A 14,684-nucleotide genomic window follows, 5' to 3' on the forward strand; every position below is an offset into this window, starting at 1 on the left:
TGAAGTACAGTCTATATGAAGTATGATAAGAAACTACACCTATTAGAATTTTTATAAAGATAAGGGAATAATATGAAAGGATAGCTCCTTTTCATTATCATAGTTAGACTATAAAAATATATAAAATTCTTAAAAATTATGGTATAATTTATGTTAATAAATTCGATATAGAGTTTAATGGATGATTCTATTGATGCCAATATTTAAGGGTTAGTTGATTGGTTTTCTTTTGAAAACCCATCCATTCATGGATACTGACAAATCTTACGAATTTGTTTAAGATATAGGTGAAATATAGTGAAAAATGGGAGGAATACTATGACTAAGAAACATTTTGAAGAGAAAAATGGTCCGAAATCAACTGTATCGAAGGTAGTGAAAGGAACTTCTCCATCTAAGATTAGGGGCAAGTTTTTTAAAATAAAAGTCTATATTGGCATTGCCATTAGTCTCTTGGTCGTTGCAATCCTAGCAAGCCTCTTCTTATTCTCACCTAACGCAAAGAGAGAGTCAACTGAAGCAATTTCTTCAGTTGCCAAAAAAGAGAACACAAGTCAAGAAGCGACAGATGCTTCGAAAGCATCCGAGATTAAGAAGAAGAAAGAAGAGGAAATTCAAAAACTCAAGGAACAGTTAGCTAGTTTAGATAGCAAAGTAGCTGAGTCAGAGAAGTTAGTGGATAAGCTAAAAGAAGAAACTGCTGTTCCGAAACTGGATATTGAAGCACTAAGAAATAACGATTTATCTAGTTTGAAAGGTACATGGCGTACAGCTTCGGGTAAAGAATTTGTTATTAATGACTCTATTAATGAGTCTAGTGAAATATATGCAATTGGCTATAGAGATGGTCAAAAATTTGAATATACTGTTGAATTGGACAACAGTTACTCTCATCTGAAAAATCGAAGTTCAGATTCCAAATTTAAAGAAGTTGAAAGTCTAAGTGCACACACTAAAGGTTCTGTCGCAGGAGGATTTGTGGTAGTTGCTGTACCAAGTGGAGTTGTCATGCAACCTGGTGATGATGGAAAACTGACAGATAAAAGCAATCATGACGAGGAGAGACTGTTTGCAGGACAGCAGTATGAAGCGATGTTGTCGAGACCAGAAGATGTTTATTATCGTGTAAAACCAGATACTAGTAAACTTGAGGAAGAAGAGAAACATTTAGCTCAACTACAGGCTGAACGAGAAGCAATCAAAACTTCTCTAGAATCTAAGGAAAAGAAAAATACGAACTAGAAAAAACTAGTTTAGAATCTAACTTTCTATTGTTTTAGTTTAGAAATACTGTTGCAATCGCTAGAATGAAGAAGCTCATTAGGGCTTCTTTTCTTTTATCTTAACACTTCAACCACTTAGACTGATATATAGACCAGATAGGCAAAGGCACTTGTTCTTGACACTGACCTCTGCTATAATGATTTTTGTAAGGGACGGGAGGCGTCACTATCAGATAACTCAAGTTCCTAAAAAAGAAATTGGAGATAAAAATGAAAAAATTATTAGGTATTGGATTCTTGCTAGTTTCAGCTTTGGTTTTGTATTTTGGTTCTGTTGGATGGCCAAGTTTGGATGTCAACCTCTGGTCACTGATTCCGGTAGGACTGTTCCTCTTTTTCACTCTAGAGAATTTTTTGAAAAAAGACTACAAGGCTAGTCTGATGTGTTTAATTATTGCTTTTATCATTGCAAATGCAATTTTAGACCTTTTGCCAATTTCAAGTGGCTTGGTAATTGGAGCGGGCGTACTAGCTTGCATTGGTATTGGATACCTCTTTCCTGATAAAGATACAAAAGAAGACAAATAGAAAAGGCCTCGAGATTTCTCGAGACCCTTTTTTACTTACCAGCGTAATATTTTTGAATTCCTTTCACGATACCTGCTACAAGCTTATCTTGATAGTGGCTATCTCGAATCTGTTGATTTTCAGCGAAATTATCTATATAACCTAGCTCTAGGAGGACGGCTGGTTTAGCGGTTTCTCGAAGAACGGCAAAGCTTCTTTCCAATAAACCAGCATCTTTAGCACCAGTCTCAGCTAACAATGAAGAATGGATAGCTGCTGCGAGGCGCTTGCTCTCACTCATACGGTCAGGATGGTTATGCCAGTATGGGTTGATTTTACTTGGATAATCAGGATCATCACTATAGGAATAGGTTTGAATACCGCTAGCTCTAGAGTACGGGCTACCAGTCGCATTGAAATGAATACTAATAAAGATATCAGAGTTAGTCTTGTTAACCATACGAGAACGTTCTGTAACAAAATCTACATCAATATCACTATCACGTGAAGTAAGAACTTTGTAGCCAAGTTCTTCTAATTTTTTGCGTAATTTACGATACACCTGCATGTTGAGGTCTTTTTCAGCAACATTGTAATAGTATGCACCTGAGTCTCTTCCACCATGTCCTGGATCTAAAAAGATGGTTTTACTGTATTGGCCTTTTACAAAACCAACTTCTTTTGAGACCTCAGAAATCCATTGACCATTTTTGTGGAATAGATGGTCTTTACCGTCAATTTTGTAAGTTCCGGAAACATAATGTCCATTATCATCTAAGTAGTAGTGAGCCTTATAAGTGTCGTCGTAAATCCACTCTTTTTTAGCCATATAACCACCAGCTTTGAGATAGTAAGCTCCAATCCATTCTTTTGATGCATACATTCCACCACGCTTCAAAAAGAACCAGCTGTTATAGTTTTTATCAAATATCCATTCATTATCAGCCATGGCTCCACTTGATTTTAAATAATAATTACCTTGCCATTGGTTACTAGACATAATACCTATTTTGTCAAAATAGTACCAAACTCCATTAATTTTCTCCCATTTATTCTGAGAAATTTTTCCAGAAGAATTAGCGAAGTACCAATGTTTATCAATGAGAACCCATTTGTTTTCAGCCATGGCTCCACTATTTGTCAGCAAGTAGCTGTTAATGGTTGTATTACTGAGCATGATTCCATCTTTGTCGAAGTAATACCAAGACCCAGCAATTTTTTCCCATTTATTTTGAGAAATTTTTCCAGAAGAATTAGCGAAGTACCAATGTTTATCAATGAGAACCCATTTGTTTTCAGCCATGGCTCCACTATTTGTCAGCAAGTAGCTGTCAATGGTTGTATTACTGAGCATGATTCCATCTTTGTCGAAGTAATACCAAGACCCAGCAATTTTTTCCCATTTATTTTGAGAAATTTTTCCAGAAGAATTAGCGAAGTACCAATGTTTATCAATGAGAACCCATTTGTTTTCAGCCATGGCTCCACTATTTGTCAGCAAGTAGCTGTTAATGGTTGTATTACTAAGCATGATTCCATCTTTGTCAAAGTAATACCAAGCACCACCAATTTTCTCCCATTTATTCTGAGAAATTTTTCCAGAAGAATTAGCGAAGTACCATTTTCCATTGATAAAGTTCCAACCGTTTTCAGCCATCACTCCATCTTTATTGAAAACATAACTATCAAAGGTTGTATTGCTTAGTCGATGGCCATCTTTATTGAAGTAGTACCACTTTCCTTGGATTTTTTTCCAGTTGGTAACAGGTTTGTTGTGTTCGTAAAAGCGCCAGTTATTATTTTCTTCCTGCCAACCTTCTTTGACTTTTTCAACTTTTTCTTCTTTTTTTACTTCAGACTTCTTCTCTTCTGTAGCAGGATTTTTTTTCTCTATTTTTTCTTCTTTATCATCAATTTTAGAAGAATTGTCTGTTTTTTCGACCTTCTCTTTCGATTTTTCTTGGTTTTCGATTTTTGAAGTACTTGAATGAGGAATTGTCACATTTTCTCGTACTACCTCTGCTTTATTTTCTTGAGCTTGGGCAGTTGTTTGAGTGTATCCTAAAATAGATAAGGCAACTGCACTAGCAAGTAAAACCTTTTTCATATTAAACTCCTTTTGTTTTTTTGCTTATTAAAATAAAATCTTGCTGATTTCTCAACTATCAAACTGAACTTCTTCTAGTAGATAGTCGATAAAGCGTTCGCCCATCTTGGATAGGCTGGTTTTTTCATGTTGGATATAGACCAACTCAATTGGGTCATCAATATCCAGTGGGATAGAAACGATATTGTCTCCGTTGAGGTTGCTGTTCAAAATCCCTGTCGCAATGGTATAACCATCCAAACCAATCAAGAGATTAAAGAGGGTAGCACGGTCGCTGACTACGATAGATTTTTTGTGGTATTCCTGCGAGAGAATCTCTTCTGAAAAGTAGAAGGAGTTATGAGTTCCTTGGTCATAGCTGAGGTAAGGGAAGTTTTCTAAATCTTCCAGTTTCACCTTGTCTTTCTTGGCCAGAGGATTGCTCTTGCTGACAAAGATATGAGGCTGAGCTGTAAAGAGATGGTGAGCCAGCAGGTGGTTGTCATCCAGCATTTTGGTTAAAACATCACGGTTGTAGCTGTTAAAAAATAGGACACCGACCTCACTACGGAAGTTCTTGACGTCGTCGATAATTTCCCAAGTACGAGTTTCACGAAGGAAGAGCTCGTATTTCTCCATATCACTTTTCTTGAGTAGAGAAACAAAGGCATTGACCACAAAGGCATAGTGTTGGGAGGAAACGCTAAATAGTTCGCGGTGGGCAACAGGATTTTTATAGCGTTCTTCTAGAAGCTGAGTTTGCTCGACAACTTGACGGGCATAGGAGAGAAACTCCATCCCATCACGGGTCAAGGTGATACCCTTGGGATTGCGGATAAAGATCTCAATGCCCATCTCATTTTCCAAATCTCTCACAGCGTTGGAAAGACTGGGTTGAGTGATAAAGAGTTGCTTGGCTGCCTCATTCATGGAGCCAGTTTCGACGATTTTGATAATATAGTGTAATTGTTGAATTCTCATGTTTTTATTGTACCATACTTGCGTCATAATCGCCAAAGAAGATAGGAAAATCAGGGAGATTGTGTGAGTCTCTGTAAAGTAGTTAAGAAGAAACTTCTAAATAATTTAAGAAATAGTGTAAAAAAGTAGCTGAGCAAGAGATTGTTCAGTTGTCTCTTTACTGAGAACTATAAAAATTTTACTCGAAAATAAGAAACTTGCACGATTTACTCATTACTTATCCAATACTAGAGTTTATACTGGTTATTGTAAAGATGATCATCCAAAAGAAGGAAGGAGGCAACCTTATGGCTAAAAATACAAATCGTTTAGAAATTGATTCTCTAAGTTTTGAGGTTGAAAACCAAGAACTTTTCGGGAAATCAGAAGCTTGTGGGATACAGCTTTTAAAATGACAGTAGCAGGTCTCTGTGGATTGTATTTTACCTATTCCTATGAGTGTACGAGAAATAATGTTCGATGTTAGATAAAACAAAAGGAAGATTCTAGTGTTTTATTTCAAAACATTGACAACATTTTGATTTGGTGTTATATTTACGGGAGAAATACAAATAAAACAAGATAACTTTGAGATTGATTCTTTGGATTATGCAATTAATAGCCAAGAGTTGAATGGTAAATCTGCTGCTGGGTTATGGTAAGACTGTTAGATTAACAGCACAGGGGCGCTGTGGTTTGTGGTTTACATATTCTTATGAATGTACTTCGCCAAACGTGCGCTGTGGATAAAACTCTCTATTTTTTGACAGGAGGATAAAATGGACGGAATTATTGGAACACTAGAATTCTATGCACCTGTACTGGTCTTAGGAGTTGTTGTCATAGGAATTGTTTACTTTATGAAAAAAAGAAACGATCGCAAATAATCAATATCGACCGATACCTAAAAAAGTATCGGCTTTTTTTATAACATGAATATATTGCACAAAATACTCATGGCAAACCTTGAAAGAAACCGTATAATGATAGTGTCATAAAGAAACGGAGGAATGAAATGATGAAACAACTTATCGTGACAGCATTAACGAAAACATTTGGTCAAGGGGATAATATCGTTCATGCTTTATCAGATGTGAACTTGTCCGTTGAAAAAGGTGAATTTCTGGCAATTATGGGGGCCAGTGGTAGTGGAAAAACAACACTCCTCAACTGTATTTCAACGATTGATAAACCAACATCAGGTGAGATTCGATTTGAAGGTTTTGACATCATCCATGCCAAGGAAAACGAACTAGCTGACTATCGTGCTAAAAACATTTCCTATATTTTCCAAGCTTACAACTTAGTGGAAACCTTGACAGTTTATGAAAATATTGTTCTACCTCTCCAGATTCAGGGGAAAAATATCAAAAAACATCAGGATAAGATTGAGGAAATTTTGGATAAGTTGGCCATCCAAAACTTAAAAGATAAGTTTCCTAATCAGTTATCAGGTGGTCAGCGACAACGTGTGGCAACTGCTAGAGCCTTGATTGATGATTCTAAACTGATTATCGCAGATGAGCCGACAGGAGCCTTGGACTCTGCCAATTCTGAAAAACTGATGGCGCTTTTGCAGGAAATCAATAAAAGTTTTGGCATCACCATTTTATTAGTCACTCACGACCCTGCCGCAGCTAAGTACTCTTCACGGATGGTGTTGCTTAGCGATGGAAAGATTATGGATGATTTGGAACGTAACAGCTTATCTAATGAACAGTATTTGCAAGAGATTTACAGTCGTACCAGGTAGGAGGGGGAGAGTATGTATCCAAAATTGATTTTACGGAATGTATTTCGAAATTTACAGACTTATACCATCTATTTTTTCAGTCTGACATTAATTTATAGCTTGCTCTACGCTTTTAATGCTTTACCAAGTCATCCAGTGATGCAAAGTTTATCAGGAGCAAAGGAAACGTTGACGACGGTGATGAGCCAGTACATGGGCTTGCTTTCCTATCTGATTCTATCGGCGATTGCCTTTCTCATCGTTTACTCCACAAATTTTGTGCTGGGACGGCGCAAGAAAGAGCTGGGACTTTATGCAACGCTGGGAATGAAGAAGAAGCAGATTATCCGTACCCTGTTCTTTGAAACCATGCTGGTCAATATCTTTTCCTTGATTCTAGGTTTCTTGCTTGGTTTGATCTTACTGGTCATTCTATCTAAGGTTGCATCTGAGTTTTTTATGGCCAATTACTTTGGTAGTCTGCTTTTCTTTGATAGCAAGTCTGTCATCTTACTAGTTTATTCCTATTTGGTAACCAGTTTTATTGTTGGTGTAATGGACATTCTTACCTTTAGAAAGCAAAATATCATTGCACTTATTCAAGAGAATGGGGTCAAGAAATCTGTCTTGGCAAAAGGCAAGCCAGTTCTTCAAGCACTTCTCTTTATTCTTTCGACAGCTGTTATCGGTTTTGGTGCTCTCTATTTTTCAGACTATCACCATCTATCATTCTTGAAAAGCTGGGGTATCTTGCTGGTATCTATCTTCGTGATTTTTGTGATTTTATTTTACAACACTTTAAGCCATTTTGTCTTGATTTCCCTTAGAAAACTGCCTCAAACCTACTATAACAAACTAAACACTTTTAAAATCCGTCAATTTTCAAAACAAGCTGATAGTAATTCGGTCACGTTGGCTGTCTTATCCTTGACTCTGACCTTGGCACTCAGCTTGCTCGTTTTTAGTGGTAGTGCCTATACGACTATGAATCGAGAGCTGAACAAATACTCACCTTATGACGTAACTGTCAATCTTTATCGTGTTCAAGAGTTCCAATTTGCTCAGGATTCTATAAAAGATAGGCTGAAAGCAGATGGATTTGACTTTAACCTCATCAAAGAGGAGTACAGCTATCCTATCTATTCTAGTGATTTAACCTATAAAGATTTGATTGATACTAGCAATCTTTGGGATCATGATAAGAAACTTCCTGAATCAAAAGTACCGATTTTAGGAATTTCTGCCTACAATCATCTCCGCAAACTGCAAGGGAAAAAAGAGGTTGACTTGTCAGAAGACCAATTTCTAGTCAATGCCAACTATAAAGGAACTGCTAAGCAGATCCAGGACTTTCTATCAACGACCAAAACCCTCATGATTAACGGTCATTCTCTCAAGCTTGCCTCTTCAAAGCCACTTGAAACAGTTTACTTTTTATCTTCAGTGGGTCTAAATGACGCAGGAACCTTGATTGTACCAAATAAGGTAGTAGTTGGATTGACGGAAGACCACACGACCTATGTTGCCAATTTCAAAGAAAACATTGACAAACGGGAAGTAGAAACATTCTTGAGTCAGTGGATTGAAAAATACTACTTCACTCGTGATGGAGCAGAGTTGAATCCGCTCGCCTATCAAACCAAAGGAAGAATTTTTGAGATTTATCTTGGATTTATGGGCGTCATTGTCTTTGTCATGATTTTTGTCAGTGTTATTTTTATCATTATTTCCCTCAGTATCTTGTCTCTTCAAACTTCTACAAGTGCTTTGGATAGTGTTAATGATTATCAAATCTTATACCTTCTTGGGAACAAGAGAAAGCAAAATCGCTCTATTCTTTTGCGACAGATTCTAAGTTATTTCTTGGTTCCGCTGGTCATCGCAGGTCCGCTAGCATTTGCCTTGAGTACCGCTCTTTTGGGCTATTTTGAGAATTTCGCTAATACCAGCATTTCTATTGATATCACCTATCTGGGAGTAGCGGTCTTACTATTTGTCCTTTACCTGCTAGTGACTTACAGAGTAAGTTGGCAAATGATTGAAAATTAAGTCAAATACCAGAGTTGCCTATCCTGCAATTCTGGTATTGTGTTATAATGATATTAAAGTAGTTCAGGAAGTAGATACATATGAAACAGTTTGTCAAATCGCTCTCGAAAAACTCACTTTTATTGTGGTGGTTGACGATTTTTAATCATCTAGCTTTGATGATTTATATTTATTATAGGATTCCTCTGGACTTTTCGACAGATTTTTCTTTGCAGATGGTTTTATTGCTGATTATTGCTTTAATTGTATTTAGCTATATTTGTAATATTGTGACCTTTCGGTATAGTGAGTTGAAACTTTGGTTGCTCCTGATGATGTTTCTCATTAGCTGGCAATCCATATTTAATCAAGGAGTTGCGAGCACCCTGTTGCACTTTTTTGATATTCTTCATCCGCTCAACTCTTTTTTATTGGTGTATAGTTCTCTGTCTATTATCTTTCTGGGAGAGAAAATAGGAGAAGAACTGTTGAGTGTGTCCTTTGTGTTGACACTAATCACCATTAGTTCGTATCTGTTAAGTCCTTCAATTTTTCTCTTTCTGTCCTTGTTTGCGTCTTTCTTTTTAAACCTTGTTCCCTTGATTTTACTGATTTTATATCATAAAGAGTTGAAAAGTAAACTCAAGTATCAGAGACGAAATTTGTGGATATTAGCTTTAATATTGCCTCTTTCTTATTTCTTTTTGTATATCAATACGAGGGGCTCAGGAGTGATGAACCTAGTCTGGTATCTAGAAATTCTTGGTATCTTAGCTTTTTTACACTTCAAAACGATTGTCAGCTCTCTTCAAAAAAGGGTATCAGAGTTGAAATTGTCCTATATAAAAGCTTTTTCACGCTTGTTTTTACTGGTTATGTTTTTGTTAGTAGGTATTTTCATCATCTTTCGTCTAGACTTAAACATGAGCTTTTTGGTCTTGAATATCATGTTACTATTGTTCGGGATTTGTTCGGAAGAATTGATTCGCCTTTTTCGTTCTGCTGAAATGCTAGATGCTAGGGATTATGTAAAAGTTCTCTTTTTAAAGCGTAACCGTATGGTGAAAAGTCTGCTGGCAAATGAAGATACAGAACAACAGTTCTCCGAATTTCTTCACAATGAAATCCTGCAAAATGTGATGGCAATAAAAAATTTCAATAAATATAGTAGTAATCAAGCTTTTGGTGAACAGATCAATCTGGTGACAGAGGAGTTGGTTCAGCGGATTCGCGAGCGGATGGATTATTATCAGCCAATGGTAGAAACAGACGAGCAGTTAGACATCCAGTATCAAGGGCTGATTAATCGGATTGTCAAGCGCTATCACGCAGAAAATGAAGTTGTCACACAGTTTCCTGTCCACTTTAGACTTTTATCTCCTTACGATAAAATTGCCTACCGTCTGGTTGAGGAATTGACGACCAATGCCGTTAAGTACGCTAGTGGTGGAACGATTTCTTTGAAGATTGATGTGCATGATGACACTATTTTTATCATTTCTGAAAATGACTGCCTTCAAACAGAAAAATCCTTAGGTTATGGCTTGAAAAATATGTCTAATAAAATTAGTGTTTTAGGTGGTCAAATGCAGATTTTTGAAAATAATAAGAGATTTCGTGTAGAAATTACTCTCCCGATTGATAAGGAGTTGTGTTATGAAAATTTTGTTAATTGATGATCATAAATTATTTAGCCAAAGTATCAAGATGATTTTAGAGTTATCGGAAAACATTAAAAAGGTCCAGTTAGTGGATAATTTTTCGACTATTTCGGAGATTGCTTTTGATGACTACGACATTATTTTGATTGATATCAACCTGACGAGTCTGTATCAAGATGATGGGCTGACCTTGGCACAAGAGATTATCGACAATGGTTGTTCTAGTAAGGTTGTGATTTTGACAGGTTACAGTAAAAAAATGTATGAACACCGAGCTAAAGTTATGGGGGCTTATGGCTTTTTGGACAAAAGTATGGACCCAGATGAGTTGGTGAAAAAACTGGAAAAGATTTATCTAGGTGGTAAGGTCTTTTCAGTTGAAGTGATGGTAGAGGTGTTAACACCACGAGAAATCGAGATACTAGAACTGGTTAGAAATGGCTTGACCATTGATGATATCTGTGACAAGGTCTATGTGAGTAAACGTACAGTTTCCAATCACTTGGCCAATATCTTTTCAAAATTGGGAGTGACTAACAGGCAGGAGGCGATTCACATCGCTGAGCAGTTGGGATATTTCCCACCAGATTAAAAAGTTGCAGAAGATGCAGCTTTTTTAATTTCTGTGCTACTTCTTGTGTGAGTATCTTCTTGAAAAAAACACAAAATTTTGCTAGAATGAGTCTTATGAAAACATTCTATGATGTGCAGCAATTCCTCAAACGATTTGGTATTATTGTTTATATGGGAAAACGCTTATATGATATTGAACTGATGAAGTTGGAACTCTCTCGGATTTACGATGCAGGGTTGATGGACAAATTAGACTATCTAGAGGCAGAAGCAGTTCTTCGCAGAGAGCACAAGGTAGAATTGGATTATATTGAGAAAAATGGAGAAATGAACTAATGGTTACTTGGATTTTGTGGGCACTTATACTGGCAATGTTGGCGTGGATGGGCTTTAACTATCTTCGTATTCGCCGTGCGGCTAAAATCGTGGACAATGAGGAGTTTGAAGCCTTGATTCGTACAGGTCAATTGATTGATTTGCGCGACCCAGCTGAATTCCACAGAAAACATATCCTTGGTGCCCGCAATATTCCTTCAAGTCAGTTGAAGACCAGTCTTGCAGCCCTTCGTAAGGATAAACCTGTCCTTCTCTACGAAAACCAACGTGCGCAACGAGTGACAAATGCAGCCCTTTACTTGAAAAAACAAGGTTTTTCTGAGATTTATATCCTTTCTTATGGATTGGATTCTTGGAAAGGGAAAGTCAAAGTTGAGAAATAAGAAAACGAGCTTGGATGTTTCCGAGCTCATTTTTTAACCACTTTTTCTGAGAAATTCACGAATGCTTGTCAGCTCTTCTGAGTTGAGGAGGCGATAGTCTCCCTCTTGAAGATTATCATCCAAACTCCAAGGGCCAAAATGGGTGCGTTTGAGTGAGGTCACCTTGACACCAACAGATAGAAACATTTTCTTAACCTGATGAAATTTTCCTTCTGAGATGGTAATAGAGGCTTGACTGTGGGAAAGACTTGCAAATAGAATCTCTAGTCTTGCAGGTTTACAGACAGTGCCATCTAAAAAGACAATTCCCTTTTGAAATGCTTGGATATGGTCAGGTGTTAGAAGTCCATTAACCTCAACTTGGTAAGTCTTATCTACATGATATTGGGGATGGAGGAGCTGAAAGCCCAAGGGGCCATTGTCAGTCAAGAGGAGGAGTCCAGTTGTATCTCGGTCTAGTCGGCCGACGGCATAGAGCTTGTCAGACTGGATGTCAGGCGGAAGGAGGTCCATGACGGTTTGAAGTTCTCTGTCTTTGTTGGCTGTAACGACACCAGCAGGCTTATGAAGCATAAGATAGGTGTGCTCATAGCCTTGAATGATTCGGTCCTGAAAAAGGAGTTCTTGTAGTCCTGTATCGATATTTTGAGCTAGGGAGCGGGCTGGGCAACCATCGACGAGAATGTCCCCTTTGAGTAAAGCTTGTTTCATGGCCTTTCGGCTTATTTTTTCTTGGGCTAATAAATTATCTAAACGCATACTGTGCCTATCTTATCATAAGTCGCTTGCTTTGAAAAGGCTTGACGTGAAAAGAAAAGCAGAGTGAAAACATTTACACTTGCTTGAATTATGTTATTTACTTGAAATTATGGTATAATCGTTCAGTTAGAAAATAAATTTTGAATATTATAGAGGAAATCATGACAAAACTTAGAGAAGATATCCGTAACATTGCGATTATCGCCCACGTTGACCACGGTAAAACAACCCTCGTTGACGAATTATTGAAACAATCAGAAACGCTTGATGCACGTACTGAATTGGCAGAGCGTGCTATGGACTCAAACGATATCGAAAAAGAGCGTGGAATTACCATCCTTGCTAAAAATACAGCCGTTGCCTATAACGGAACTCGTATCAACATCATGGACACACCAGGACACGCGGACTTCGGTGGAGAAGTTGAGCGTATCATGAAAATGGTTGACGGTGTTGTCTTGGTCGTAGATGCCTACGAAGGAACAATGCCACAGACTCGTTTCGTATTGAAAAAAGCTTTGGAACAAGATCTTGTTCCAATCGTTGTTGTTAACAAAATCGATAAACCATCAGCTCGTCCAGCAGAAGTAGTGGACGAAGTCTTGGAACTTTTCATCGAGCTTGGTGCAGATGACGACCAGCTTGACTTCCCAGTGGTGTATGCTTCAGCGATCAACGGAACTTCTTCATTGTCAGATGACCCAGCTGACCAAGAAGCTACTATGGCACCAATCTTTGACACGATTATCGACCACATCCCAGCTCCAGTAGATAACTCAGATGAGCCTTTACAGTTCCAAGTATCACTTTTGGACTACAACGACTTTGTTGGACGTATCGGTATCGGTCGTGTCTTCCGTGGTACTGTTAAGGTTGGGGACCAAGTTACCCTTTCTAAACTTGACGGCACAACTAAAAACTTCCGTGTTACAAAACTCTTCGGTTTCTTTGGTTTGGAACGTCGTGAAATCCAAGAAGCAAAAGCAGGTGACTTGATTGCCGTTTCAGGTATGGAAGATATCTTTGTCGGTGAAACCATCACTCCAACAGATGCAGTTGAAGCTCTTCCAATCCTACACATCGATGAGCCAACTCTTCAAATGACATTCTTGGTCAACAACTCACCATTTGCTGGTAAAGAAGGTAAATGGGTAACTTCTCGTAAGGTAGAAGAACGCTTGCAGGCAGAATTGCAAACAGACGTTTCCCTTCGTGTTGACCCAACTGATTCACCAGATAAATGGACTGTTTCAGGACGTGGAGAATTGCACTTGTCAATCCTTATCGAAACAATGCGTCGTGAGGGATATGAACTTCAAGTATCTCGTCCAGAAGTTATCGTAAAAGAAATCGACGGTGTTAAATGTGAGCCATTTGAGCGTGTACAAATCGACACTCCAGAAGAATACCAAGGGTCTGTTATCCAAAGCCTTTCTGAACGTAAGGGTGAAATGTTGGATATGATTTCAACTGGTAACGGTCAAACTCGTTTGGTCTTCCTTGTTCCTGCGCGTGGTTTGATTGGGTACTCAACTGAGTTCTTGTCAATGACTCGTGGTTACGGTATCATGAACCATACCTTCGACCAATACTTGCCATTGATTCCAGGGGAAATTGGTGGTCGTCACCGTGGTGCCCTTGTTTCTATCGATGCTGGTAAGGCTACAACTTACTCAATCATGTCTATCGAAGAACGTGGTACGATCTTTGTCAACCCAGGTACTGAAGTTTACGAAGGAATGATCATCGGTGAAAACTCTCGTGAAAACGACTTGACAGTTAACATCACGAAGGCGAAACAAATGACCAACGTCCGTTCAGCTACTAAGGACCAAACAGCTGTTATTAAGACGCCTCGTATCTTGACACTTGAAGAGTCTCTTGAGTTCTTGAACGACGATGAGTACATGGAAGTAACGCCTGAGTCTATCCGTTTGCGTAAACAAATCCTTAATAAGGCAGAGCGTGAGAAAGCTAACAAGAAGAAAAAATCAGCTGAATAAGAGCTAGAAAGAGATAAAGATGGTTTATTTAATCATAGGACTCCTCTTATTACTACTCTATGTATTTGCGACACCAGAAAGCATTAAAGGGACAGTCAATATTGTCCTTGTCGTCTTTGCTTTTGTAGCACTCTTGATTTTGCTTATGCTGTCAGTTCTGCAAATCTTTCAGCTACCTACAGAATTCTTTATCGCAATCGCTATGCTCTTCCTAGCATACTTTAGCTTGCGAGATATTACCCTCATGTCGGTCAGTAAAAGTAAAAGAAGATAAAAGAGAGTTTCGGCTCTCTTTTTGCTTGTTAGAATGCTGAATATGAGCATTTTCGTTTAGAATTATTTCCATAAAAATGGTAAAATAGTAAGAGTAGAA

The 14,684-nt window shown here is 38.0% G+C and carries 15 protein-coding genes; 11 read left to right on the forward strand and 4 right to left on the reverse strand.

Annotation, left to right across the window (positions count from 1 at the left end; genetic code table 11):
* The first annotated feature begins 318 nt into the window (after positions 1-318).
* On the forward strand, positions 319-1,242 hold the full coding sequence (locus tag D7D53_RS01700) for a DUF6287 domain-containing protein (RefSeq protein WP_162927862.1): 924 nt from the start codon (positions 319-321) through the stop codon (positions 1,240-1,242).
* A gap of 251 nt (positions 1,243-1,493) precedes the next feature.
* A complete protein-coding gene (locus D7D53_RS01705) occupies positions 1,494-1,811 on the forward strand; it encodes a hypothetical protein (RefSeq protein WP_004269832.1) in 318 nt (105 codons plus the stop codon).
* A gap of 31 nt (positions 1,812-1,842) precedes the next feature.
* Here the strand turns inward: D7D53_RS01705 and D7D53_RS01710 are convergent, their stop codons facing one another.
* Together D7D53_RS01710 and D7D53_RS01715 are read right to left on the reverse strand one after the other, a co-directional pair.
* Entirely contained in the window at positions 1,843-3,897 is a 2,055-nt protein-coding gene (locus tag D7D53_RS01710) for an N-acetylmuramoyl-L-alanine amidase (protein ID WP_120769929.1), read from the reverse strand.
* A gap of 51 nt (positions 3,898-3,948) precedes the next feature.
* Entirely contained in the window at positions 3,949-4,857 is a 909-nt protein-coding gene (locus tag D7D53_RS01715) for a LysR family transcriptional regulator (protein WP_120769930.1), read from the reverse strand.
* A 758-nt stretch (positions 4,858-5,615) separates the two neighbouring features.
* Here D7D53_RS01715 and D7D53_RS01730 point away from each other — a divergent pair.
* From D7D53_RS01730 to D7D53_RS01740, 3 genes are all read left to right on the forward strand, one after another.
* Complete coding sequence (locus D7D53_RS01730) at positions 5,616-5,723, forward strand: QVPTGV class sortase B protein-sorting domain-containing protein (protein ID WP_120769931.1); 108 nt, start codon at positions 5,616-5,618, stop codon at positions 5,721-5,723.
* 131 nt (positions 5,724-5,854) lie between these two features.
* Complete coding sequence (locus tag D7D53_RS01735) at positions 5,855-6,589, forward strand: ABC transporter ATP-binding protein (RefSeq protein WP_084951042.1); 735 nt, start codon at positions 5,855-5,857, stop codon at positions 6,587-6,589.
* Between the two features lie 12 nt (positions 6,590-6,601).
* Positions 6,602-8,617, forward strand: coding sequence for an FtsX-like permease family protein (locus D7D53_RS01740; protein WP_120769932.1), 2,016 nt, complete (start codon positions 6,602-6,604; stop codon positions 8,615-8,617).
* A 239-nt stretch (positions 8,618-8,856) separates the two neighbouring features.
* Here the strand turns inward: D7D53_RS01740 and D7D53_RS10125 are convergent, their stop codons facing one another.
* The gene (locus tag D7D53_RS10125; protein WP_020901949.1) at positions 8,857-9,009 is read right to left on the reverse strand and encodes a hypothetical protein; all 153 of its coding nucleotides are present in this window, start codon (positions 9,007-9,009) and stop codon (positions 8,857-8,859) included.
* Between the two features lie 321 nt (positions 9,010-9,330).
* On the opposite strand from D7D53_RS10125, the gene D7D53_RS10130 reads away from it, so the two are divergent.
* Genes D7D53_RS10130 through D7D53_RS01760 form a run of 4 tightly spaced genes read left to right on the forward strand, consistent with a single transcriptional unit; the run spans position 9,331 to position 11,549 of the window.
* Entirely contained in the window at positions 9,331-10,272 is a 942-nt protein-coding gene (locus D7D53_RS10130) for a sensor histidine kinase (protein WP_245941811.1), read from the forward strand.
* The gene (locus D7D53_RS01750; RefSeq protein WP_120769934.1) at positions 10,253-10,849 is read left to right on the forward strand and encodes a response regulator transcription factor; all 597 of its coding nucleotides are present in this window, start codon (positions 10,253-10,255) and stop codon (positions 10,847-10,849) included. Before D7D53_RS10130 ends, D7D53_RS01750 begins: the two co-directional genes overlap by 20 nt.
* A gap of 47 nt (positions 10,850-10,896) precedes the next feature.
* Positions 10,897-11,166: a YqgQ family protein gene (locus D7D53_RS01755; protein ID WP_049550684.1), complete on the forward strand. Its 270-nt coding sequence runs from the start codon at positions 10,897-10,899 to the stop codon at positions 11,164-11,166.
* Positions 11,166-11,549 (forward strand): rhodanese-like domain-containing protein, encoded by a 384-nt coding sequence (locus D7D53_RS01760; RefSeq protein ID WP_000259257.1) that lies wholly within the window; start codon positions 11,166-11,168, stop codon positions 11,547-11,549. The genes D7D53_RS01755 and D7D53_RS01760 overlap by 1 nt, the downstream gene beginning before the upstream one ends.
* Positions 11,550-11,582: 33 nt before the next feature.
* Here the strand turns inward: D7D53_RS01760 and D7D53_RS01765 are convergent, their stop codons facing one another.
* Positions 11,583-12,308, reverse strand: coding sequence for a 16S rRNA pseudouridine(516) synthase (locus D7D53_RS01765; RefSeq protein ID WP_120769935.1), 726 nt, complete (start codon positions 12,306-12,308; stop codon positions 11,583-11,585).
* Positions 12,309-12,469: 161 nt separating this feature from the next.
* Here D7D53_RS01765 and typA point away from each other — a divergent pair, with 161 nt between their 5' ends.
* Both typA and D7D53_RS01775 read left to right on the forward strand, forming a co-directional pair.
* Positions 12,470-14,311, forward strand: coding sequence for a translational GTPase TypA (gene typA, locus D7D53_RS01770; RefSeq protein ID WP_000164111.1), 1,842 nt, complete (start codon positions 12,470-12,472; stop codon positions 14,309-14,311).
* 19 nt (positions 14,312-14,330) lie between these two features.
* Positions 14,331-14,585: a DUF3165 family protein gene (locus D7D53_RS01775; RefSeq protein ID WP_000262673.1), complete on the forward strand. Its 255-nt coding sequence runs from the start codon at positions 14,331-14,333 to the stop codon at positions 14,583-14,585.
* Positions 14,586-14,684 lie beyond the last annotated feature (99 nt).

Origin of the sequence: Streptococcus gwangjuense (assembly GCF_003627155.1) — a bacterium.
GTDB classification, from domain to species: Bacteria; Bacillota; Bacilli; order Lactobacillales; family Streptococcaceae; genus Streptococcus; species Streptococcus gwangjuensis.